Source organism: Spirosoma litoris (assembly GCF_054776755.1).
The window spans coordinates 291607-315923 of the sequence record NZ_BAAHBI010000042.1; the positions used below are offsets into that span (position 1 = coordinate 291607).

Sequence of the window (24317 nt, forward strand, 5' to 3'; positions counted from 1 at the left end):
ATCAACCGAGTGATATGGAATTTAATCGGTTTACGCATCTAGGCAGTAAGCAGCCCTCAACCTATGTTTCTGAAACTGTTTCGTAAGCCTAAACCCTCGCCTGACCGCTACCGCAGCGATACGGCTGATTATGTAGCGGCTTATCGCGCTACGGGCGATCTGACCATTTTAGGGGAACTCTATGAGCAGCACATGGAACTGATTTATGCCGTGTGCTTCAATTATCTGCGCGATGAAGATGAGGCTAAAGATGCGGTCATGAATCTGTTTGAACAGCTTGTAACCGACTTGCGTCGGCATGACGTACAACAGTTTGGCCCCTGGTTGCACAGTGTAGCCCGTAATTACTGTTTAATGCAGCTGCGTAAAAGTCAGGCGCATCCTAAAACAGAGCTGGTTACTAATGCCACAGGTGAAGTGGAGGACGAACCGATGCTCAATTTACGAAGTGACGACGCAGATACGCTGGAGTTGGAGGAAGATCTTACCCGTATGGAATCCTGCCTGCAAACACTTCCTGCCGAACAGCAAACCTGCCTGACCTTGTTTTATCTGGATCGGAAAAGCTATACAGAAGTAGCCGAGCTGACTGGTTATGACCTAAAACAAGTGAAAAGTTATTTGCAAAATGGTCGGCGAAATTTGAAAATTTGTATGAGTAAACAAAGCTTATGAACGACCAACTAACATTTGACGAATTAAGGGCTTATCAGTCCGGTCGGCTAAGCGGACCGGCTCGGCACCGCGTTGAGCGGTTGTTGCTGGAAAACCCATTTTATGCTGATGCTCTGGCTGGTTTGGAAGCGATGCAGAAAACGGCGACCAGCGTATCGAGCGGTACAATGGCCGAGCAAATGGCTGATTTACGCGATGCACTTCATCAGCGAATTCATGAGTCGGCCAATAAAAAACGGCTCTGGCCACTCTGGATTGCCACCACCACAGCCGCCATTCTGTTTATGCTGGCCATGGCGATCTATTTTATCTTTTTTGCGCCTAAATACTCCGTCAAACCTAAACCTGCCGCGCCAGCTAAAACGACTGTATTTCAGACTAAACCTGCCAATTCGATCGATCAGCCATGTATTGTTTATAACCCCTCCTAAACGGCTCAGCAGGTTATTTTTTAGAATAAAAAAGCGAAAAGTCTTTTAACAAAATAAAACATTTGCCAAACCTAAGACGTTAAGCGGACATATCAACTTATTGCTTTTACCATGTTTCGCTCAAATTCACTACGCTCCGCTATTCTTTCGTTTGTTCTTGTTTCTAGCTGTTTATCAAGCCTTTTCGCACAGCAACGCTTTAGCGTTGGCCCACGTGTTGGCTTGAATTTATCTAATTATTGGGGTGATGCCGATTATATGAAATTCACCCCAGGTCTGTCGGCGGGCGCCTTTGTTATGTATAGTTCGCTGAATCATTTCGGTATTTCTGCCGACTTCCTGTACTCGCAACGGGGCACGAGCTACAACGACAACACTAAGAAGTTTATTCAGCGAGTTAATTACCTCGAAATTCCGGTTGTTGCCCGCTATTTTCTGACGCTCTCGGGTAATTTCCGACCCAATCTGTTCGTAGGTCCTTCGTTGGGCATCAAACTGAATGCAAAGCGCCTTAAAGGCGACTATCTTCAGGGAACGGGCCCTGTTCTCAATGGAGAAAACAGCGAAGCCTTTAATAACCTGGATTTGGGTGCCACAGGTGGGATTCAACTTAACTGGGGAACGGGCAACCGGCAGCACTTCCTGATCGATGCCCGTTATACACTCGGCCTAAGCGATGTGCAAGGCACCTTACCGAACTATTGGAATCGGCGCAGTTCATTGCAAAACTCGACATTCACCATAGCCTTGGGGTATAGCTTCGGTGTTGGCAAAGAATATCCAAGTCGCTACAGAAGATAGTTACGAATTATGATGCACGATTTTTCGCTGAAGTAAGCCAACGTAAATCGTACATCAAACTTCGTAAATCCCACATACGCCCTCGTCATTTCACCTTTTACGGGAGTGGCGAGGGCGTTTTTTTGTATTTTTGACACTTCACGACCCCAATTTATTTGACTCATGCCCATTTGTCGGTCTCTTCTTGTTGGTTTATTAAGCGTTTTATTGTCTCTCCCGGCTTTGGCGCAAACGACTTCGCCTACCTTTCTTACACTTAATGCGCGCCAGAACTGCTGGGTCGATTCGGTCTTTACCAATATGACGCCCGACGAGCGAATTGCCCAGTTGATTATGGTAGCGGGCTATTCAAATCGGAAACCCGGTTACGAAGACTCGCTCGTGACGCTCGTCCAGAAAAACAAACTGGGTGGTGTCGTTATGTTTCAGGGTGGACCTATGCGTCAGGCTCGCTTAACCAATCGGCTACAAGCCAACTCGAAAGTCCCGCTCCTGATTGCGATGGATGCCGAATGGGGCATCGCCATGCGGCTGGACAGCACGGTTCGCTATCCCTACCAAATGACGCTGGGAGCCATGCAGGGCGCGGGTTCTGATTCGCTGATTTATCAGATGGGCGCTCATTTGGCCAAACAAGCGCGCCGATTGGGCATGCATGTCAACTTTGCCCCATCGGTAGATGTCAACAATAACCCGAACAATCCCGTCATCAACTTCCGGTCGTTCGGGGAAAATAAATACGATGTGGCTCGTAAAGCACTCGCGTATATGCGTGGCATGCAGGATAATCAACTGTTAACCAGCCTCAAACACTTTCCAGGACATGGCGATACGGGTACTGATTCACATTATGATTTGCCCTTAATTACCAAAAGCCGCGCTCAACTCGACTCCCTTGAGCTGTATCCGTTCAAGCAATTGATCAATGCGGGCGCTGCCGGGGTGATGATTGCCCACTTGAGCATTCCTGCGCTCGACACAACCCGCAATAGACCCTCTACGCTTTCACCAGCCATCGTTACCAACCTGCTCAAAAATGAATTGGGTTTTCAGGGATTGGTCTTTTCCGATGCCATGAACATGAAAGGCGTAACAAAATATTTCCCATCGGGCCGCGCCGACGAACTGGGATTGGAAGCAGGTATGGACGTTTTGGAGTTTACCGAAGATGTTCCGGCTGCTCTTTCATTGATCAAACAGGCTGTTGCCGATGGCCGGATGTCTCAGGCTTCGCTTGATGCCCGTTGCCTGAAAGTCCTGAAAGCCAAAGCCTGGGTCGGGCTGGATCAGTACAAACCTATTGATCTGGAGAATCTGGTGAGCGATCTTAATCCGGTTCAGGATGAACTACTCAACCGTAAACTCACCGAAGCCAGCCTGACCGTCCTCAAAAACGAGCGCAATCTGTTGCCGCTCCAACGGCTGGATACGCTTCGAATCGCATCGGTAGCGATTGAAAGCGATAAAGTCACCGCGTTCCAGGAAATGGCGGGCAACTATACCCTGATTCGCCATTTTAACATAACCTCCAAAACGCCGGATTCGACACTGGCACAGGTACGGGATTCGCTCAAAAACTACAACCTGATTCTGGTCGATGTTCATTTGAACAACATCCGTCCGGCGACTAAATATGGTTTGCAAACCAAAACGGCTGGTTTGCTCGGGGAGTTGGTTGCCACCGGAAAAGCGGTTGTTACGGTGTTTGGAAACGTCTATGCGTTAGATAAACTGACCTTCCCGATGGACACCGCTCAACCGAGCCGGAACATCGAACAGGCGCGGGCCATTGTTATGCCTTATCAGCTAACTACCTATACCGAAGAGTTGTCGGCTCAGTTGATTTTTGGCGCGATTGGGGCATCAGGTAAATTACCCGTAACGGTTAACCAACGCTTCCGAATTGGCGATGGTATCAACATTCAACCCATCGGGCGGCTCAAGTACACAATTCCTGAAGAAGTTGGCATTGATAGCCGCTATCTGGCACAACAGGTCGATTCGTTGGTGAATGTTGGGCTAAACCAGAAAGCATTCCCTGGCTGTGTGGTACAAATGGCCCGAAACGGCAAGGTCATTTTCCGCAAAGCGTACGGCAAGCATACCTACGATGCCTCTTTAGGAGCCGAACCGTTGCCTGTTCAGTTGGATGATCTGTATGACATGGCATCGGTAACAAAGGTTAGCACGTCAACTCCAGCATTGATGCGTCTGGTCGATGAAGGCAAATTCAACCTCGACGGTAAAATGGCCGACTACCTGCCCAGCTTCAAAAAATCGAACAAAGCGGATTTGGTCTGGCGTGATGTGCTGACGCACCAGGCTCGTCTGAAAGCCTGGATTCCGTTCTGGATGGACACCAAAAATCCCGACGGGACCTGGAAGCCGAAGACCTTTAAAACCGAAGAATCAGGTCGTTATCCAATTGAAGTGACCGATAGTTTGTATGAATTCAAGAGATACCCGAAAACAATTTTTGAGCAAATCCGCGATTCGCCACTGAACGCCAAGAAAGAGTACGTGTACTCAGATCTCTCGTTCATTTTGTACCCGCAAATCGTGAAGCGCATTACGGGTGTCGATTTTGAAGATTACCTTAAAACGACCTTCTACAAACCGCTGGGCGCTACTACGCTTACGTTCCTGCCTCGCCGGTATTATTCACTCCAACGCATTGTTCCGACCGAATACGATTCACTGTTCCGCAAAACGCTCATCTGGGGACGCGTACATGACGAAGGCGCGGCCATGCTCAATGGCTTGTCGGGCCACGCGGGTTTGTTCGGTTCGGCCAATGACTTGATGAAGGTATACGAGATGTATCGTCAGAAAGGTAGCTATGGTGGCCAGCAATTCATTTCGCAGAAAACGATGGCCGAGTTTACGCGTTATCAGTTTCCGGAGTTGGGGAACCGGCGTGGACTGGGCTTCGATAAACCCTCCTTTACCTATAACGGAAATGCGCCAAAATCGGCAACGAAAGCCAGTTTCGGGCACTCGGGCTTTACGGGCACGTTTGTTTGGGTTGAGCCCGATCCGGCGTATAACCTCACGTATGTCTTTTTATGCAACCGGGTTTACCCAACCCGAAATAATCCGAAACTTGGGAATCTGAATACCCGCACCAATATCGTTGAAGCATTGTATCAGGCAACAAAACGTGGACTGCAATGAAAGACCATCTGATTCAATTACTGAACTACGAACTCTGGGCTAATCTGCGAGTAATCACCGCCCTCGAAAAAATTCAAAACCCACCGGCTCGCGCTCTTGCCGTTATGGGTCATATTCTGTCGGCCCAGCACGTCTGGCTGGGTCGCATCACGAAGGAGTCAGTTTTTGTCTCTATCTGGGAGGACATTCCGGTTAGCTGGATGGCCGAAACCGCCGAGCGTCAGCATCGTCAGCTAACAAGTTATCTGGAAGGGTTAGCTGAGATCGATTTAGGGAAATCCATTTCCTATGCTAACTCGCAAGGCGTTGGCTATCAAAACACCCTGACTGAGATTTTGACGCATACCAGCCACCATGCGGCCTACCACCGGGGACAGGTTGTCCAGCTAATTCGTCCCATGGTGAACGAAGCGCCGGTAACCGATTACATCGTCTGGAAACGGGAAGTTGTTTAATCTGATAGTGCGAACATCTTTCAATTAATTGATTTTTAACCTCTTACCATTAAATTAACGATATAAGCCAAACTCATTGTGTTCATAGTTAGTTAATAGTAACAACCAAGAGCCTCACTGTTACTCATTCACGCATACTCATTCACGCACGTTTAATCTTATGAAGTTGTCGTCAAAAAGCTGGGGCAAACTACTTTTTCTGGTAGCGACAGTGCTCTCTTTGGCGGCAGGCGGGTTGTATTATGTGCTGATCCACAACCTGAAAGACATAATCACCTACGCGATTGACAAAGAAACCAAAGGTGGTTACACCTTTCAGACCAAGAATTTAAGTCTGTCAATCCTGAATAAAACGGTGTCGATTGATGGCCTACTCTTCGCCCGAAAAGACACGACGAATGTACCGGCGTACTACACGGTAAAAATTCCCCAGGCTTATTTGTCCATCGAATCATGGCGGGAGCTACTGATACACAAGAAACTTTTGGTCGATAGTTTTTCGGTTTCGAAGCCTGAGATTGTCATTCACGACTACAAGGTTCATACGAAAAGCCACAATCAGACTCGTTTTCATACGTCGAGCATTCTCGAAAATCTGCAAAAAACGCTGGATCATTTACACGCGAAATCCTTTAACGTTCAGAGTGGATCGTTCGCACTGATCAAACGAAATTCAGCCGGACCTTTTGTCATTAAAGACATTAATCTGGTTGTTCACAACTTTTCGAAAATTGATAACGACAACCGACGCATACTTGGCTCCGACCGAATTGAGGTATCGCTCGGTCCTCAGCAATGGGTGCTATCAGACGGGAAAAATACGCTAAGTTTTCGCGGGCTGCGGTTTGCCAGTGCGACGCAATTATTTGAAATTGACTCGGTTCACTTTCGAAAACCGGCTACCGCCCAAAAAGGAGAAATGAGTCTTCGGGCCGAGAAGTTTTTCTTTAACTCAACGCATTTGCCCGCCGTTTATCAGAAAGGAGAATTGTGGCTCGACACGCTCATTTGCGTTCGACCCATTCTTACGCTGCCTATCGAAAGCCGAAAAGAGCAGATAACCGATACCAGCGGCACCATTCATGCGAACATCAAAACCCTGTTTAAAACGGTAACGATTCGGTATACACAGGTGCAGGATGGTCAGATTTTACTGGCCAGCAAACGAAATCCAACATCGCAGAGCGGTACTCGGAAAGCCAACCTCACCATTTATAACCTAACGCTTAACCAGCAAAGCGATCACTCACTCAGCACCGATAGCGTTAACCTGAGCTTACGGAACATTGCCTTTTTCTCGCCCGATAGCCTGTTCAAGATCAGTGTCGAATCGTTTCAGGTATTGAAGAAAGACCTCATTTTCCGAAATGTGCTGTATGGAACAACGTCTCGTAAAGTAACCGGTAAGGGCCTGACATTCAAGGCTCCCCTACTCCATCTGCACAACATAGATTTTGAAGATCTAATGCAAAAGCGGCTCGTGGCGTCTGCCGCCGAATTGGTGCAACCCAGCATTGTGGTGCTGGCTACGCCCAAAGCTTCTTTACGCCCAAAGCCTTATGTTGCATCGACGGCTCCTCCTAAAAAAGTCGATTTATTCAAGACATTACACGGCTTGGGCGAACTCCTGCAGGTAAATCATTTCCGGATTATCAATGCCAATGCGCAGTATAAATTAGGGGGCGATGCGCCCATGGAAGTGTCCATGAAGAACATGAACGCGACCGTTTTGCTGAACGATTTTTTAGTGAGCGATTCGCTGATTGACATGAAGCATGCTATTCCAAACCTGACCGTAGCGAATGCGCACCTGACTACCAAAAAACTAAACGTTGCCCTGACGAACTACACCCTCTATGGGCAACAACGCTACAATGGGGTCGATAAAATTCAGATGGATCTCGCCAATGGAAGCGTGCTAACGGCTAATAAAGTGTATTGGGAAGCTTTTGCCTGGGATGCCCTTCAACACTCCAAAGACGTTCAGATTGAACTACTACGGGTGCATGATCTGGCCATCGACATAAAGAGCCCAGTAAAAAAGCGTAGTACTTCAACGAAAAACCACGCTCCCGGCCAGCCTAAAGAGCACCTGCCACACATTCACATCGCCCAACTAATGGCAGATCATCTGACGCTGAGAGCGGCTTTATCCAGACAAATTCGGGCCGGTTTTCAGGGCTCAGCTATACGGATCGATAGTTTGACAACGGATACGGGTTATTTTGGCTGGAATCAGATTAGCGGCAAACTGAACGATCTCTACCTCAATCAGCCGGGTGGTAAGCAGGTGTCGATTGCCTCTGCAGACCTCAATAGCCAGCAAATCACAACACTAACCAACCTACGCTATACAGACAACAGTTCGGGTAAAACACTCCAGGTTGCTTTGCCGAAAATCCGGGTTATTGCGCCGTTCAACTCAACTAACTTTTCGACCATTCGTCTCCAATCGCTGCAACTTGACCAGCCCGAAATAAGTCTACTCACGAATGGCCAATCGAAGGTCGAAGGATCAGGCCCAGCCAATGGGTTTGCTATTCCGGTTACCTTTACCCTTCATGAATTGAGGGTTAATGGGGCGAATGTAACCTATATAAATCCCAAAAATGGCGATTCGGTACGTGTTCAAACGGTAGTTGATATAGAAGGAAAGGGGCTCTATGGTGCCAAACAGGAGGCTTTAACGTTTGCTTCTTTACGCGTGTCGCCGAGCACTATAGCGCTCACAAGCCCCCGGCTAAAAACCGTAATCCCATCAGCCACAGTACAGCTAACGAATGGTAAGGTATCGGCCACACAAGCAGGGAAGCCAATACTGATTGGTGATTTGCAGGCTACGCTGACCGCAAACGATCTGCATCCGGTTCTGAAAGCAAAGCGTAGTAATTTCCAAAGCCTGCTTAGCCTTGGCCATCTTACGGCGACTATCGATTTTCCGAGTTTCGTCTGGACAGCCGGAAAAAAAATTGCCTGGGCTACCTGGATGAACCATACGAATCTGGCGGTTAACGATGTGCTGCTGAAAAGACCAGCTACGGCTTTCCAGGCTAGCAACCTAACCTGGACTCCTCAGAATGCCCGTTTGCAACTCAACCATTTTCAAGTAATGCCCACAATGCCCCAGGAGGAGTTTATGACGCCACCGCATTTTCAGGCCGATTACATTACTGTTAAGGGAGAGGAAGCTCAATTCAACGGATTAAGTATGGCTCAGTGGCGCCGGGATTCTACGATTTCGATTCATCATGTTGTGGCCAAAAACGTCACGGCAGATGTTTCTCGGGATAAGCGCCTGCCTGATCCGGACTTTATTCCAGAGAAGCTAATGCCTACACGGCTCATCCGACGGGTGAACATACCCTTTCACATTGATTCGATTTCGGTTGTCAATAGTAACGTTATTTATCACGAAACCTCCAAACTCACGAATCGGGTAGGGAATGTACCGCTGATGAATATCAATGGCGTTCTGAAAAACATTACCAATCGCCCTAGAAAAACGACCGACAGTTTAGTACTAACTGCCAATACAAAGTTGCTGGGGTTAACCATTAACCAACTGCAATACCGGGAATCTTACGGCGATTCGCTGGCAGGCTTTCATATGCAGCTCAACACCTCGGATGTGCACTTGCCCGAGATGAGTTCGATAACAAACCCGATTATAGCCGCCAATCTGGACGGTGGCTACGTGCAGCCTATCATAGCCAGGGTGGTAGGCAATCAGTATGCATCGGTTGGCAATATGCGATTCCACTATAAAGACCTAAAAATCAGCCTACTCAGCCCTGCCGACACAACAAAAAAAACGTTCTTGATCCGCGTTAAAAACTTCGTGATTGGCAAAGTTTTACGCAAGAAAAACGAAACCGATTCCAGCATTTTTTACGATCGAGACCCCCAAACATTTATTTTCGGCTACTGGATCAAAACGATGACGAGTGGCATTTTGACCAGTATTGGTATAAAAAACAATAAGAAATATCGCGCCAATTACCTAAAATTGAGCCAGCAACACCCATTGCCTGCCTACGAATAAAGGGAGTTCCTGTGTTAGGATTTCCTCCTGATCCGCAAGCCCAGTTTATGCATGGGACTATGCACCGGGTTATCGTCGCCGAACAAGACACCCCATTGCGCAAACATATCTGTCCGGTCAAAAATCACTTTCAGAATCGCAATGATGGGCAATGATAAAAACATGCCCAGTATGCCCGCCATATTTCCGCCAATCACAACCCCAACGATGCTGGTTAAGGCATTGATCTTCACCTTAGAACCAAGCACACGGGGACGTAGAATATTCTGATCCAGAAAATGAACGACGGCCACCACCACAAGCAGTTCAATAATTGGTAACCACTCCTGTGAGGAAGCCAGAATAATAAACAGGCTAATCAGCGTTCCCATCACAATACCAACGTAGGGAATCAGATTCAGAAAGGCCAGAATAATGCCAATTAGCAGGGCGTGCGGTATGCCCAACAATTGAAGTGTGCCTCCCAGCAGAATAATGATAAAGGCAATCTGAATTAGTAAGCCAATCAGGTAGCTTTTGATGATCAATTCGGTTTCTCGTAGCGCTTCTTCGACCCGGTCATGGTGTTTGGTTGAGAACCATAAAAACACAAAGCGAATAAGCAGATTTTTGTAAAACAGCAGCAGAAATACATAAATAGGCATCAGCCCCAGCAACACAAAAACCGACGATAAAGACCCAGCCACTTGTCGCAACAAGTCGCCCGTTGCGTTGAGCAATTTGGCATTTTGTTCGTGGAAAAAATCAAGTTGCTGCTGGATGGAATAATGCGTTTTCTGAACCAGAAACTCACTTAGCTCGCGCAGGTGCATCAGAAGTGTTTTCTTGATCTGTGGAAAATCGGCGAGTAGCGCGCGAATCTGGATCGAGAAAAAACCCATAATCACCAGGCCAGACACCATCATGAGCAAAATGGCCAGTAGAATGGCAATCGAATCGGGAAGGCGGCTCTTTTTAAGGAATCGGTAAACCGGCAGCAAAATGATGCTGATAAAAAAGGCCATAATTAGCGGCATAATAACGGCTTTGCCAACCAGCAGTAAGGTCCCGAGCAGGCATAAGCCCAATAATTCAATAGACCGCTTAACCGTTAAAGGTAGTTGATTCACAGACGTATAGAGGCTAAGGTAAACGAATGATTAGTTAACCATCGACATGAATCAATGGTTACGATTATCCCTGATCTACGATTTCGTTATTATCAAATCCGGATCGGCCTTATCTTCGCATTCGCTTTTGGCAGGCAGTGCAGTATGGCCTGTTCGTAAACTTGACGTCAATTCAGTATGAAGTATTTGCTCATCATCACGTTGTTTGTATCTGGTAATGCATTAGCGCAACTTCGCTTGCCAACCAATGAAACAGGCCAGGTTCAGTATCAGGAAATTGTGCGTTTGCCTAATGATAAATTGCCAGCACGTCAGCTAATGAACCAACTCCATGATTGGGCTGAATTTTATTATGAATCAGAATCAGCAGCCGAACAACAGTACGATCCAGAGCATAATATTCAGTTTATCAAGTCGGCCTATCATATTGACAATCAGATCGTACGCTACACACTCACGGTTGAAGCTAAGTTTGGTCGCTACCGGGCCACTATCACCGACTTGATTGCCGAAGATAAAGGAATCAGCGTACCAGTTCGAGCAAGTAGTAGCACAGCTGCCGAACTGGAACGGGCATCGGGGGGCAAAATCACGAACCGAAAATTAATTGAGCAGGCGGCTCAGCAGCAAGCCGAATTATATCGACAAATCGATAAATCCTGTCGTGGTACGCTGGCCAGTCTGAAACAGTATTTGACAACCTTACAGAAATAAGGTCATTAACGGTGCCGGTCTACGCCTATCTGCTCACACCAGGGCAGCACGGGGCAGGTTGAACAATGCGGCAGTGTACCCGTACATATGTGTTTACCAAACGGCATCAGCAGTCGGTTGATCGCTATCCACTGCTCACGAGGTACCTTCGTTTCCAGAACTTTCAGGGTTTGTTCAGGTTGCCTGGTGTACACATAACCCCAACGGTTTACAACCCGATGTACATGAACATCAACGCTGATAGCGGCTTGCCCAGTGGCTACGCCCAAGGCTAAGTTGGCACACTTCGGCCCAACGCCTTTTAGTGATGTCAGGGTTTCGTAAGTAGCGGGCAACGTTCCGTTAAATTCATTCACGATCCGCTCGGCAATGCCCAGCATGGTATAGGCTTTCTGATCGGGATAGGTAGTTCCGTACAGCAAGTGAGTTAATGTCGAGACATCGAGTTGAAGAAGTTGTTCTGGCGTGCGTGCCTTTTCAAACAGCCGCAGCGATACAGGAATTGTCGTTTCGTCGAGCGTTCGGATCGATACAATGCATGAAATCAGTTGCTCGAAGAGGCTGTTGTATCCTCGCTCAAACAGATCGAACATAGCCGCTTTGGGATAGGGCTTTATGGCCTCCTCAATATGGGCTAGCACAACATCAAGATCAAAAGGTTGTTTCATTAACTGAGTTTGAAGTTTGTAGTCTGAAGTTCGTAGTTAGTCAATGCCAGAATTAACTACGAACTTCAGACTACAAACTTCAAACCGGGCAACTGGTTTTAAACTTTCACCACAACCATTTCCACTCGCCGGTTTTCGGCCCGTTCTTTCAGGGTTTTATTGGTGTTGATTGGTCGTGAAGGGCCGTAGCCAACGGTTTCAATGCGAGAAGCAGTAATCCCTTTACTGATCAAGTACCGCTTCACTTCGTTGACCCGATTTCGGGAAAGCTCAACATTCGCATCAAATTCACCCACCGTATCGGTATGCCCTTCCAGACGAATCTGCATCGTTGGGTTCGATTGCATCATCGTTGCCAGTCGATCCAGTTCTGGATACGACTCTGGTTTAAGATCATAGCGGGATACATTGAAATAGATGTTTTTCAGGGTGATTTTAGCTCCCGCTTCAATTGGTGCCAGATTAAAATCCCGAGATACATCAATGCGGTTGGTCGCCAGCGTATCGCTTTGACTAAAATAGCCTCTAGCCGAAGCCGTTACAACATAAACACCTCGCCGGTCGATGGCAATTTTGTAGTTGCCTGATGGACTATTGCTCTGAACTGAATCAGCCGGATCGTCCCCCGATGCTTCGGCACCAGACAACAATCGATACGTAACCGTGGCCACAATGGGCTGTTTTGTTTTAGCATCCCGTGTGACACCGTTGATTGCCACAGCTACTGGCGGCTGATCTTCCTGCGGCTGAGCGGGTTCAGTCGGTTTGGGAGTTTCGTCGGGAGTACCAACCCCAGGCGTTGTGCGGGGTTTATAGCGAGGCTGTTGGGGTTTCGCGGGAACAGGTGTCGGCGTTTTTCGTTGCGAATATTTTTCTTTTTGGGGCGGATTGATAATGTGAACACCCCAGAAATTGAAACAGACATATCCTTTACTGTCCCGACATTCATACAGATCAAAGGTGGTGTAACCCGGATCAATCCGCTCGAAATAGGCCACAAAATCAACGCGTTCACCCGGCCGCACAGGTCGACGGGTTTCTTCTGGGAGATTCTCAACCCGAATAAATTTGTACGACCGTTCTCCCTGATTGACGTATAAGCGGGACGTTGGCTGAAAACCAATCTTATTCGTTGATTCCATCTGCATCGAACCACCCCCCGGCTGCGGAATTGCAAACGGCCACGATCGTCTTAGTGAACCGGGCTTTGCGTGCGATTCAAATTTCATGTAAATAATTGTGTACCGATCCGTTAACTCAATACGCTTGATAGTAACATCCTCATCGTTAATGTCGTCGATGCGTGGGCTTTCCGTCGTGTATTGTACCTGTGCACGCAAGCCCGTTACGAGTAGCAGAAGGAATAGGGTGAACAGTTTAAATTTCATTGTTTCCGGCGTTTACTGATGTACCTGTAACGATTAGACAACAGCTCCTGTTTCACCGTTTAATACCTATTTCAAAAAGTCCATATTAAGTAATGTCGGATTTAAAAATAGCGCCCTAATTGTATAAATCGCCAATCAGCTCTATAAGACAGCTCATAAATTGACACTCTTTTATTAACAAATTATACCTATACAGTAAATAGAATTATACTTAAGTAATCCATTTCTTTCCTTCTCTATTTCAAATTAATTTTAGAAACATCAAATCCGGAAAGTATAATTTTTTCAACAATTAAACTCCCAATAAATTACTACTACACAAAATCTACAGGTCAATATTTCAGTATTTTATTCTAAATAAAAATAGATAACATATTTATTATTCTGATTTTACCCGGATAACGTTTACCACGACTCCATTTAACGTTATTTTAATATAAGATTAAAGATTGTACTTTTGTCATTATCACATCTTGTTTTCATTAACAACATTATGAGAAAACTATTACAAATTAGCTTCCTGCTTCTCTGCACAGCTTGGGGAGCTTACGCCCAAAGTCAGGGGATTTCGGGCAGAGTCACGTCTTCGGATGATAACACCGGACTCCCCGGTGTAACGGTCACCGTAAAAGGTAGCACACAGGGCACTCTAACCGATGCAACGGGTAATTATCGGCTTACGGTAAGCGGAAATGCCACCCTTGTGTTTAGTTTTATTGGGTTTTCAAGTGTCGAAGAAGTCGTCAACAATCGGTCAGTTATTGACGTGCAATTGAAGACGGATGTTCGCAATTTGAATGAAGTGGTTGTTACCGGTTATGGCCAACAGATTAAACGCGACTTAACAGGTAACATTGCCAAAGTTCGGGCAGCCGATATTCAGGATCAGCCCGTAACAACCTTCGATCAGGCGTTACAAGGTAAGGCCGCTGGTGTGCAAATCAACGCCGGTTCGGGCAAGCTGGGCCAGGGTATTCAGGTGCGAGTACGGGGGCAGTCTTCGGTTTCGGCATCGAACCAACCCCTTTATGTGGTTGACGGTACGCCCGTTACAACCGACAACTTAAGCTTTAACAGTGCTTCTACGAACCCACTGGCTGATATTAACCCGCAGGACATCGAGTCGGTTGATATTCTGAAAGATGCATCGGCTGGCGCTATTTATGGCGCTCGTGCCGCCAATGGTGTTGTGCTGATTACAACCAAGCGAGGTAAAGCTGGTCGGACCAATATTACATTTGGTGCCCAGTACGGTTCGAGCAAACCTACACACAAGCTGCAATTTCTAAATACGGAACAGTACGTTAAGTTTTACAATCAGGCAGCCGCCAACTCCGACCGTATTGAAGGCCTTGACCCAAGTGATCCAGATTCGTACACGTCCTACATGAAAGGCTTCTACGATACACAGGGGCTGGGCACCTATGGTACTCCCACACAGGCAAGCACCAACTGGGGTGATCTGGCCTATCAGGATGCGCCTTACCAACAGTATGACATTAACCTGAACGGCGGAAATGAGAAAACGACGTTCTATCTGTCAGGTCAATTGTTAGATCAGAAAGGTATTCTGGTTGGCAACGCGTTGCAACGCTATTCAGGTCGTCTTAACCTGGATCATAAAGTATCTGACCGCCTTCGGGTGGGCTTCAATACGGGTTTAACCCGCACGTTCAATCAGCGTATTTCGGCGGATAACCAATTCGACAACCCAATGCAGATGGTTGCCTTGCCCCCAATGACGCCCGCTACTGATCCAACTACGGGTTTACCCGTTGGTACTCCTCCGGGTGATCTGAGCATTCCGGTTTATTACAATCCGCTGATCAATATCGGGAATGCCTACTTCAATACAACGGTTTACCGAAACATCAGCAACGTGTACGGTCAACTTCAGATTATCAAAGGGTTATCTTTCCGAACTGAATTTGGTCTGGACGTACTGAATCAGCAGGAAGAACTTTACTACAACAGCAAAACGCAGCGAAACTTCGGTGCGCCACAGGGCATTGGCCAAAACCGTTATGTACGGGTAGAGAACTACACGACCAACAACTTCTTTACCTACAACACGCTATTTGGCCGTAGCCAGCTCGATCTGACTGTGGGTATGTCGTACCAACAGTCGCAGCAAAAAACCAACTTTACCGAAGGTCGGGATTTCCCATCGGACGCGTACCGACAGATTGCCAGCGCGGCCCGTAAAACCGACGGTAGTTCGAGCCAGACCGATTATCGATTCCTGTCATACTTCGCTCGGGCTAATTACAAATTCGCAGATCGCTATCTGTTAGGATTAAGTGCTCGTGTCGATGGTTCGTCGCGATTTGGTAAAAACAGTCGATATGGGTTCTTCCCGGCGGTTTCGGCAGGTTGGGTATTATCGGAAGAAGATTTCCTGAAGAACAACAGCACGATCAGCTTCCTGAAACTTCGGTCAAGCTATGGACAGACGGGTAATGCTGAAATCCAGAATTTTCCTCAACTAGGTTTATTTACGGGTGATGCAAGTTATGGGACCTTACCCGGTCAGCGCCCATCGCAATTGGCCAACCCCGATCTGAAATGGGAAACCACCAATCAGTTCGATATAGGCGTTGACTTTGGTATCCTCAATAACCGTATCAATGGGGAAATCGACTATTATAACAAGCAAACGTCGGGACTTCTGTTGAGCGTAAACGTACCGGGCACAACGGGCTTTGCCACGCAGTTTCGCAACGTAGGTAGCCTGGAGAACAAAGGGTTTGAGTTTGTGCTTAACACGGAAAACTTAACCGGTGCTTTCCGTTGGACAACGAGTTTCAACGCGGCTACCAACCAGAACAAGATCACCAACTTACAGTCGCAGATCATTGAAGGAGGTATCAATGCGATGAGCCGCGCGGTTGAAGGCCAGCCACTGGGCGTGTTTTTTACCCAAGAGTACGCTGGTGTTGACCCCGCTAATGGCGACGCGCTCTGGTATAAAAATACCACGAATGCCGATGGGTCGGTTGACCGCTCAACGACAAATACGTATAGCCAGGCACAACGCGTGGTTATGGGTAGTCCACTGCCAAAATGGACGGGTGGTATCACGAATACCTTCAGCTATAAAGGCATTAGCCTAAACGTGTTGTTCAACGGCGTATTTGGGAATAAAATCAACTTCTACGGAGTTGGTCGCTACTCATCGGCTAACGGCCGATTTGAAGATAACCAGACGGTCGATCAGTTGGCAGCCTGGACGTCTTCAAACACCAATACGAACGTACCCGAGGCTCGTTTGTACTATAACAACGGGGCCCAATCGTCAAGCCGGTTTATTCTCGATGGTTCGTTTGTTCGACTACGTACGGTTACGTTATCGTATAATCTGCCGAAATCGATCATCAATAAGGCTAAACTTACCAATGTTCGCTTATTTGTAACGGGTCAGAACCTGCTCACCTTCACAAAATATGCTGGCTGGGACCCTGAAGTAAATGCCGATTACATTGTATCGAACATTGCGCAGGGGTATGATTTCTACACAGCTCCACAGGCACGTACGATCACAGGTGGTATCAACATCGGTTTCTAACCCGCACTTCTGAACGAATTAAGAACGACTTTTCAACGCATTTTTGCTATGAATTTATCCATAAAACATTGGTTATACGCCGGAGCCGTTGGTCTGCTGATTACGGCCTGCGACAACCGCCTGAACGTTGTACCGACTCAAAGTATTGAGCAAAGTCAGGCGTTAAATACCGAACAAGATGTACAGATTACGTTAGTCGGTGCTTATGATGGGTTGAGTGATGTAAATCTCTACGGAGGTGGCATTCAGTACATTGGCGATCTGATGGGCGATAACCGTGATGTACTTTTCGGAGGTACGTACGCAACCATCGACGAAATCTGGCGCAAAGCTGTTACCACATCAAACACGGTTAATCGCGATTTCTGGCTAGACGGTTACAATGCGATCAACCGGGCTAACAACGTCTTGTCGGCTCTTACTAAAGTAGGTGAAGCAAATCGTGGAAATACTGAAGGACAGGCTCGGTTTATCCGGGGGGCCTTGTACTTTGAACTGGTTAAAGCCTTTGCTAAAAGTTGGAACGACGGTACGCCAACCACTAATCTGGGCGTTCCCCTGGTACTAACTCCAACAACATCGGTAACCGATGCAGATTATCGTGCCCGAAATACGGTTGCAGAAGTCTATGCACAGGCGATAGACGACCTGACTAAAGCTGAGAGTCTGTTACCCGCCACCCAATCGGGGGGTACTGGATTTGCTACCAAAGGAGCAGCGGCCGCTACACTTGCCCGCCTTTATCTCCAGCAACAGAATTATGCAGCGGCTCGTGATGCGGCCAACCGGGTTATCACGTCAGGCACCTATGCCCTGGAAGATAACTTTGCAGACGTGTTTAATGATGCGACCAACGGCTCAGAGATCATTTTCAAAATCATCGTTACCGATCAGGATGGCACGAACGACATGAACACCTTCTATGCTTCTTCCTTGAATCAGGGACGTGGTGATGTGCGGGTACAATCGAAATTCAGGGCGCTTTATGCCACTGGCGATACACGAGGCACATTCTTTAACACCGCTGGTCAGAACACGTTTACCAGTAAATTTAACGATCAATACGGCGATGTGCCAGTGGTTCGGTTAGCAGAGATGTATCTGGTTCGTGCCGAAGCCAACTTACGTCTAGGTACTTCTGTCGGCGCATCACCGCTTGCCGATGTCAACCTGATTCGCAGCCGGGCAAAAGCTACAGCACTCACCACGGTCGATCTGGCCGCTATTTTGCTGGAGCGCCGGCTTGAATTAGCCTTCGAAGGCCAGCAACTTGCCGACATCAAACGGACGGCAGGTACAGTAGGTACGGTAGCCTACAACGCAAACAACCTGGTTCTGCCGATCCCACAACGAGAGATTGATACCAACAAAAAACTGGTTCAGAACCCAGGGTATTAGTTAGTTTATCCTCCTGACAAAAAAGGCGAATCTATAGGTTGGATTCGCCTTTTTTGCATACTGGCGCGAGTATTCACTCGTGCCTTCAACTTTAGCCAGCATTCGCTGGCATATGGCGAAGATTAAAAGGCACGAGCAAATGCTCGCGCCAGAACGCCAGAGTTAACAGACCAGTACTCTCCTTGAGCTTTCGTTATCGGCCGAAACGATCTCAAATTAAAGCCAGTGTTCCCTTCAAGGGAGCCAGTAAGAATAGTTGCTTGTACTGCTTTCCCTGAACGGTTCCAGGTTAGTGGTTGCCCTTTTTGGCAGCGTTCAGGTTTCTTCCTGGCTGCCTGTAGAAAATAGGCATTGCCTTGTCCGAAAACCGTAACGTTTCCATCGGGTGTTGCACAAACAGCCGTTTTTTCATCGATGCCGATACCCCGTGGTTGTATCTTCCAATCTGTTGCAGCCCGCGCCATAAACACCACGTGTCGTCCCTGTCGATTGCGGGCGCTGTAATGCATATCCGTAATAATATTGCCCAGGAGCGGGTGCGTCAAAAAATCATTTCGGCGCATAGCCAAGCGTTTATCGTAAGGATCGGTTAAGGCTTCTTCAGACGTTACGCTTCCTTCCAGGGCCGAAAAATAGGTTTGCCCCAGAATTCCACAACCAGCGCTAGTACCTCCCATAACAGCCCCTGCCCGAATACGCTCATTCAGTGCATCAGCAATGGGCGTTCCCTGCCAGAAGTTAACATAATTCCCCTGATCGCCACCGGCAAAAAAGATCGCTTCGGCCTGACTAATTTTACGAATGATGGCTGGACTACTCGCTAGCTCCCGCTTATCGAGCAATATCGTTTCTACCGAGTTAACCGATTCGCCCAGCGTTTTATAGAGATACTCGTTGTAGCCATCTTTACCCGATGCTCGAAGAATCAGCACATCACCCCCACCCGATCGACGTAGAAACCACCGCATCGCGGCATCCACATCGGTACTACCGCCGGCCAGTAAAACCCCACCTAAGGGTTGGCTTTTTGCATCCGACGTATCGCCTACAATCCAGGATGTATAGGTATATTGATGAACCGTCGAACTTACGGGTTTCGATGTGGGTGAGGAATAAGTTAGATAAACTAAGCTAACCAAGATCAACAGGCCAGTCACTGAAGTATTAATCATAAAGCATTAATAGCAAAGGGTTAGGCAAACTAGCACTTGTCCAATTTAGATTCTGGAGATTCTTTCGATTCTAATTGACCGTTTAGGTTTTGATTATCAATAGAATCCGACAGAATCAACCGCACGGGCGAACCCGAAAATCTACTTTGGTAAAGCACTAGCATTCACTACTCGTTTTACCTAACCCTATGGCGTTCCTAATTAGCTGAACAGCTTTTGGGTCAAATTAAGCTTGTAAAAATAGAACCGGAGACAAAAAAGGGCAATTCTCTACCCCCTTCCCTCTTTCCAGGCCATCGTTCATGTAAACGTCGACTTCCGGATTACCAGCTGCGTATTAAGTACGTGGATTTCAGGAATAAACCGCTGTCCTTCAGTTATCTGTCGTATAAGTAATCTGGCTGCCAGTTGGCCCATCTCATGAATCGGCTGCACAACAGCGGTCATGGGAGGAGTCACAAAAGCACTGTGTGGTGCATTGGAAAAGCCAATGAGCGAAATATCGTCAGGAGTTTTTAGCCCATGTTCCTGAATACAAATTAACGCTTCGATAGCGGTTGGATCATTGACTGCAAACAGCGCATCGGGTCGGTCAGGCTGAGCCAGTAACTGTTGAGTATAGAGCCGCGCTTTCCCTTCCATAAAATTACAGGGCATAATCAAGCTGTCATCAATCGGGAACTGATGGGCTTTAAGCGCGTCCAGATAACCATTCAGTCGGTTGCGGCCAATGGTCAGATTCTGTGGACCCGCCAGATGGGCAATCCGTTTGCAACCCGTCTGAATCAGATGCTCGACGGCCATGAACGCCCCCTGATAATCATCGACCATTACTTTTGAGCCGGGCAATTCATCGACAATCCGGTTAAAAAAAACAATTGGCAATCCTTTTCGCTGGGCCGATATAATGTGCTCATAGTCGTTGGTTTCGCGTGTAATCGCTAGAATCAATCCATCGACTCGGCTGGAAATCATAGCCTGAAGGTTATGCTTTTCAATTTCCAGCGACTCCCCCGACTGCATCACCATAACCTTATAGCCAGCTTCATTAGCCGCTTCCTGAACCCCCAGAACTACATTTGGGAAAAAGGCGTGAATGAACTCAGGCACCATCACCCCGATAATGTTGGTCTTGTTCTTTCGAAGACTAGTAGCAATCGTATTGGGCTGATAATCCAGTTGATGCGCCAGATCGAGCACCGCTTTTTTCGTTTCCGGATTGATATCAGGAGCATTGCGTAACGCCCGCGATACGGTCGAAATCGATACATTAAGCTTGGTAGCAATGTCCCAGATTGTTGGTTGTTTACTGCGCATAGGGGTACGGGGAGCAAGTTTGTACTTTTTTCAGATACTGACCTCTACATATTACATCGTTCAACCAGACAGAATCTCTAAGAATCGCTGAAGTCCATCCGGCAGGATCAGATTTTGGCTAAACACATGGGCTTTTTTCTGTGTTACCGGCAACGTTACCGGTAACGTTTTTTCACAATAAAAACCCAAAAACGCCCAATTATACTTGCTGCTCCGGTTTAAAACCGTATAAATTCGAGGGTATTGTCAGCCCAGTTGTTCGTGGCTTTAAGGCCAATCAATTGAGAGTTAAAGACGAAAAAACATCACTTTTCTAATCCCTGGTTATTTATGAAGCAATCTTTAAAACAAGTCGCCTGGAGGGGATTTCTGCTCCTGTTCTGCTGTTGGTACATGCCCGGACTTGGCATCACGACAACCTTCGGACAAGCGATTGTTGTGAAGGGAACCGTTACGTCCGAATCCGGCGAAACGTTGCCCGGTGTTACAATTGCCGTAAAGGGTACAACCATCGGTACCACCACCAACGAAACCGGTCAGTATAGCCTGAACGTATCTGACAGAAACGCTACGTTGGTGTTCAGTTCAGTCGGCTACGAAAAACAGGACGTAGCACTCGGCACGCGAACTACGATCAATATAACGCTGAAAGCCGATATGAAAGCACTGAACGAGGTGGTGGTGGTCGGTTATGGTACCCAGCAACGCAAAGATCTGACCGGATCAGTGGGTTCGGTCAAGGGGAAAGAACTGGAAAACCTACCCGTGCGGGGACCGCTCGAAGCCTTGCAGGGTCGAATTGCGGGTGTGCAGATTACCAATAATAGTGGGGCACCGGGGTCGGCTCCGAATGTTCGCATTCGGGGTGTTACGTCGCTCAATGCGGGCAATGATCCACTCTATATTGTGGACGGCGTACCGATTACGGGCGACATCAGCGTAGTTAATCCCAACGATATTCAGTCGATGGAAGTGCTGAAAGATGCGTCGGCCACGGCCATTTACGGGGCTCGGGGTGCAAACGGAATTATTATTGTGACCACCAAGCGAGGTAAAGCGGGTAAAACAGCTATTAATCTGAGTGCCTACACGGGCGTAATGGACGTTCGGCGGAAGATTCCAATGCTCGATGCCTACCAGGAACGCGATTATATCCTGAATGCCAATGCCAACGCGGGTACGCAGGAGGTTCGGCTGGGGCTGGATACGCTTTTTCGCAACGGCGTAGCCGTGTATAACACCAACTGGCAGGATGAAATCTACCAGCAGGGAGCCGTTTCCAACTACGAACTGTCGCTACGGGGAGGGAGTGAAAAAACGACCTATGCGGCCAGTCTGGGTTATTTCAATCAAAAAGGCGTGGTGATCAATTCGGGCTATGATACCTACCGGGGCCGATTTAGCATCGATCACCAGGCATCTGCCCGCTTTAAAACGGGCGCCAACATTCTCCTGTCGACGGGCAAACGCGCCCGGGTTCCTGAAGGCGACGACCTCAATGCCATCATCCCCAACGCCATGCGGAACTTACCGTTCTCGTCGGTGTATAACCCCGACGGTTCGTATACGTTCCTGGATCAGATTCAGCGACCTAACCCGGTTGGGCTGGCTATGCTCACATCCTGGTTTACGGTCAACAATCGGCTGGTTGGTAACATCTACGGTGATTACGACATCTGGAAAGGGCTCACCTTCCGCTCGACACTAAATATCGATTATTCGGGCACACGCGACGAGCGGTTTACGCCCAGCACCATTCAGGGAGGGTCGGCCCGGCCGGGTACAGCTTCGTATAGTGACGTGTTCACCTGGGTCAACGAAAATACCCTGAATTACAGCCATTCCATTGGGCAGCACAGTTTTTCGGGTTTACTAGGGTACAGCGTGCAGGAATCCAAAAGTTTCAATCTGTCGGCAGCAGCTAGTCAGGGCGCAACCGATAACATCACCACGCTGAATGCGGCAGCCACGCCAACGGCCGCATCGAGCAGTAAGTCATCCTGGGGGCTGGTGTCTTATTTTGCGAGGGTTAACTACAGTTTCAACGATAAATACCTGCTGGCGGCTACAATCCGGCGGGATGGCTCTTCCCGGTTTGGAGCCGATAAACGCTACGGTCTGTTCCCGTCGGTGTCGGCGGGCTGGCGCATTTCGCAGGAGCCATTTATGCAACCCCTATCGTTTGTCAGCGATCTGAAACTCCGGGCCAGTATCGGTGTGGTTGGGAACCAGTCGATCAGCGATTTTGGCTCGCAGGGGTTATATAGCACGGGCAGTAACTACATCGGGAAGGCTGGGATTACTCTATCGGCCATTCCGAATCCATCCCTGAGCTGGGAGTCTACGACGCAGTCGGACATTGGTTTGGATGTTTCCCTGCTCAACAACCGGATCAGCCTGACTGCCGACGCCTATCTGAAACGGACGAATGCGTTGCTGCTATCAGTGAATCTGCCCACAACCACGGGCTTCGGTTCGGCCCTGCAAAACGTGGGAAATACGCAGAATAAAGGGCTGGAATTCAGCATTACCAGTCAGAATATAGTCGGTGGCGCCAGTGGATTCAGTTGGACGACCTCGTTCAATATCGCTTTCAACCGAAATAAGATTCTGAGCCTGTCGAACAACAACGCCGACATTATCCAGACCAGCGCCGATGCTACCTTTTATGGCTCAGCTCCAATAGGGTTGGGACGGGTTGGCGAGCCCATTGGGATCTTTTTCGGCCAGCGGTATACCGGGCGGGTATACGCTACATCTGAGGAGGCAAAAGCGGCCAACATGCGCGATGGCAGTGCCTCGGGAGCGCTCTACGTAGCCGGTGATATGATTTATATCGATACGAACGGAGATGGCATCATCAACGATGCCGACCGGACGGTTATCGGCAATGCGAACCCCAAACACACTGGTGGCATTACGAATAATTTTTCCTACAAAGGGTTCGATTTGTCGGTGTTTCTGCAATGGTCCTACGGCAACGACATTTTCAACGAGACCCGCGAGGCATCGAACCGCAGTTTCGTCTACAATGCCGCCACCACCGAAGTGCTGCGTAGCTGGCGCAAGGAAGGCGATATTACCGACGTACCACGCGGAACACCCAGTACGATTGGCCGGAACGGATTTCCGTCGAGCCGCTGGATTGAGGACGGTTCTTACCTACGGGTAAAAACGGCCACGCTGGGCTACACGTTCCCATCGGCCCTGCTCAAGCGCATCAAGATCGATAACCTACGGCTCTACGTTTCGGGGCAGAATCTGTTCACGTTCACCAAGTACACTGGCATGGACCCAGAAGTGAATTTCCGTAGTGGCTTGCCGCTGCTCCAGGGCATCGACCTGGGTACCTATCCGCAGGTACGCACCCTCACGTTTGGCCTTAATCTGGGATTCTAAACCTGACCT

At 48.1% G+C, this 24317-nt stretch carries 15 protein-coding genes; 10 read left to right on the forward strand and 5 right to left on the reverse strand.

Going from position 1 to position 24317, the window contains the following annotated elements; all coding sequences use genetic code 11:
• Positions 1–63: 63 nt before the first annotated feature.
• The 6 genes from ACYVGR_RS26260 to ACYVGR_RS26285 all read left to right on the forward strand — a co-directional run bounded on the left by ACYVGR_RS26260 (position 64) and on the right by ACYVGR_RS26285 (position 9578).
• Positions 64–675, forward strand: a complete 612-nt coding sequence (locus ACYVGR_RS26260; RefSeq protein WP_460962388.1) for an RNA polymerase sigma factor — start codon at positions 64–66, stop codon at positions 673–675.
• Positions 672–1106 (forward strand): hypothetical protein, encoded by a 435-nt coding sequence (locus tag ACYVGR_RS26265; protein ID WP_460962390.1) that lies wholly within the window; start codon positions 672–674, stop codon positions 1104–1106. Before ACYVGR_RS26260 ends, ACYVGR_RS26265 begins: the two co-directional genes overlap by 4 nt.
• Before the next feature lie 111 nt (positions 1107–1217).
• Positions 1218–1907, forward strand: a complete 690-nt coding sequence (locus ACYVGR_RS26270; RefSeq protein ID WP_460962392.1) for a porin family protein — start codon at positions 1218–1220, stop codon at positions 1905–1907.
• Between the two features lie 162 nt (positions 1908–2069).
• Positions 2070–5081 carry a glycoside hydrolase family 3 N-terminal domain-containing protein gene (locus tag ACYVGR_RS26275; RefSeq protein ID WP_460962394.1) on the forward strand — a complete coding sequence of 1004 codons (3012 nt, stop codon included), beginning with the start codon at positions 2070–2072 and terminating at the stop codon, positions 5079–5081.
• Complete coding sequence (locus ACYVGR_RS26280; RefSeq protein ID WP_460962396.1) at positions 5078–5536, forward strand: DinB family protein; 459 nt, start codon at positions 5078–5080, stop codon at positions 5534–5536. Before ACYVGR_RS26275 ends, ACYVGR_RS26280 begins: the two co-directional genes overlap by 4 nt.
• A 160-nt stretch (positions 5537–5696) precedes the next feature.
• A complete protein-coding gene (locus tag ACYVGR_RS26285; protein WP_460962398.1) occupies positions 5697–9578 on the forward strand; it encodes a hypothetical protein in 3882 nt (1293 codons plus the stop codon).
• Between the two features lie 14 nt (positions 9579–9592).
• Here the strand turns inward: ACYVGR_RS26285 and ACYVGR_RS26290 are convergent, their stop codons facing one another.
• Positions 9593–10687 carry an AI-2E family transporter gene (locus tag ACYVGR_RS26290; protein WP_460962400.1) on the reverse strand — a complete coding sequence of 365 codons (1095 nt, stop codon included), beginning with the start codon at positions 10685–10687 and terminating at the stop codon, positions 9593–9595.
• Between the two features lie 177 nt (positions 10688–10864).
• Here ACYVGR_RS26290 and ACYVGR_RS26295 point away from each other — a divergent pair, with 177 nt between their 5' ends.
• Positions 10865–11401 (forward strand): hypothetical protein, encoded by a 537-nt coding sequence (locus ACYVGR_RS26295; protein ID WP_460962402.1) that lies wholly within the window; start codon positions 10865–10867, stop codon positions 11399–11401.
• A gap of 5 nt (positions 11402–11406) precedes the next feature.
• Here the strand turns inward: ACYVGR_RS26295 and ACYVGR_RS26300 are convergent, their stop codons facing one another.
• Both ACYVGR_RS26300 and ACYVGR_RS26305 read right to left on the reverse strand, forming a co-directional pair.
• On the reverse strand, positions 11407–12069 hold the full coding sequence (locus ACYVGR_RS26300; RefSeq protein ID WP_460962404.1) for an endonuclease III domain-containing protein: 663 nt from the start codon (positions 12067–12069) through the stop codon (positions 11407–11409).
• Positions 12070–12167: 98 nt separating this feature from the next.
• Entirely contained in the window at positions 12168–13457 is a 1290-nt protein-coding gene (locus ACYVGR_RS26305; RefSeq protein ID WP_460962406.1) for an OmpA family protein, read from the reverse strand.
• Positions 13458–13950: 493 nt separating this feature from the next.
• Here ACYVGR_RS26305 and ACYVGR_RS26310 point away from each other — a divergent pair, with 493 nt between their 5' ends.
• Both ACYVGR_RS26310 and ACYVGR_RS26315 read left to right on the forward strand, forming a co-directional pair.
• Positions 13951–17022, forward strand: coding sequence for a SusC/RagA family TonB-linked outer membrane protein (locus ACYVGR_RS26310; protein ID WP_460962409.1), 3072 nt, complete (start codon positions 13951–13953; stop codon positions 17020–17022).
• A 48-nt stretch (positions 17023–17070) separates the two neighbouring features.
• A complete protein-coding gene (locus ACYVGR_RS26315; RefSeq protein WP_460962411.1) occupies positions 17071–18420 on the forward strand; it encodes a RagB/SusD family nutrient uptake outer membrane protein in 1350 nt (449 codons plus the stop codon).
• Positions 18421–18542: 122 nt separating this feature from the next.
• On the opposite strand, the gene ACYVGR_RS26320 is transcribed toward ACYVGR_RS26315, so the two are convergent.
• A complete protein-coding gene (locus ACYVGR_RS26320; RefSeq protein WP_460962413.1) occupies positions 18543–19592 on the reverse strand; it encodes a cyanophycinase in 1050 nt (349 codons plus the stop codon).
• 300 nt (positions 19593–19892) lie between these two features.
• A complete protein-coding gene (locus ACYVGR_RS26325) occupies positions 19893–20909 on the reverse strand; it encodes a LacI family DNA-binding transcriptional regulator (protein ID WP_460962415.1) in 1017 nt (338 codons plus the stop codon).
• 330 nt (positions 20910–21239) lie between these two features.
• Here ACYVGR_RS26325 and ACYVGR_RS26330 point away from each other — a divergent pair, with 330 nt between their 5' ends.
• The gene (locus tag ACYVGR_RS26330) at positions 21240–24308 is read left to right on the forward strand and encodes a SusC/RagA family TonB-linked outer membrane protein (RefSeq protein ID WP_460962417.1); all 3069 of its coding nucleotides are present in this window, start codon (positions 21240–21242) and stop codon (positions 24306–24308) included.
• Positions 24309–24317: the final 9 nt, after the last annotated feature.

What these genes read in the sequence shown, in the direction of transcription:
- ACYVGR_RS26305 (WP_460962406.1), bottom strand. Translation starts at nt 13,457, where the DNA reads ATGAAATTTAAACTGTTCACCCTATTCCTTCTGCTACTCGTAACGGGC.
- ACYVGR_RS26285 (WP_460962398.1), top strand. Translation starts at nt 5,697, where the DNA reads ATGAAGTTGTCGTCAAAAAGCTGGGGCAAACTACTTTTTCTGGTAGCG.
- ACYVGR_RS26330 (WP_460962417.1), top strand. Translation starts at nt 21,240, where the DNA reads ATGAAGCAATCTTTAAAACAAGTCGCCTGGAGGGGATTTCTGCTCCTG.
- ACYVGR_RS26265 (WP_460962390.1), top strand. Translation starts at nt 672, where the DNA reads ATGAACGACCAACTAACATTTGACGAATTAAGGGCTTATCAGTCCGGT.
- ACYVGR_RS26280 (WP_460962396.1), top strand. Translation starts at nt 5,078, where the DNA reads ATGAAAGACCATCTGATTCAATTACTGAACTACGAACTCTGGGCTAAT.
- ACYVGR_RS26315 (WP_460962411.1), top strand. Translation starts at nt 17,071, where the DNA reads ATGAATTTATCCATAAAACATTGGTTATACGCCGGAGCCGTTGGTCTG.
- ACYVGR_RS26275 (WP_460962394.1), top strand. Translation starts at nt 2,070, where the DNA reads ATGCCCATTTGTCGGTCTCTTCTTGTTGGTTTATTAAGCGTTTTATTG.
- ACYVGR_RS26325 (WP_460962415.1), bottom strand. Translation starts at nt 20,909, where the DNA reads ATGCGCAGTAAACAACCAACAATCTGGGACATTGCTACCAAGCTTAAT.
- ACYVGR_RS26310 (WP_460962409.1), top strand. Translation starts at nt 13,951, where the DNA reads ATGAGAAAACTATTACAAATTAGCTTCCTGCTTCTCTGCACAGCTTGG.
- ACYVGR_RS26320 (WP_460962413.1), bottom strand. Translation starts at nt 19,592, where the DNA reads ATGATTAATACTTCAGTGACTGGCCTGTTGATCTTGGTTAGCTTAGTT.
- ACYVGR_RS26270 (WP_460962392.1), top strand. Translation starts at nt 1,218, where the DNA reads ATGTTTCGCTCAAATTCACTACGCTCCGCTATTCTTTCGTTTGTTCTT.
- ACYVGR_RS26295 (WP_460962402.1), top strand. Translation starts at nt 10,865, where the DNA reads ATGAAGTATTTGCTCATCATCACGTTGTTTGTATCTGGTAATGCATTA.
- ACYVGR_RS26300 (WP_460962404.1), bottom strand. Translation starts at nt 12,069, where the DNA reads ATGAAACAACCTTTTGATCTTGATGTTGTGCTAGCCCATATTGAGGAG.
- ACYVGR_RS26260 (WP_460962388.1), top strand. Translation starts at nt 64, where the DNA reads ATGTTTCTGAAACTGTTTCGTAAGCCTAAACCCTCGCCTGACCGCTAC.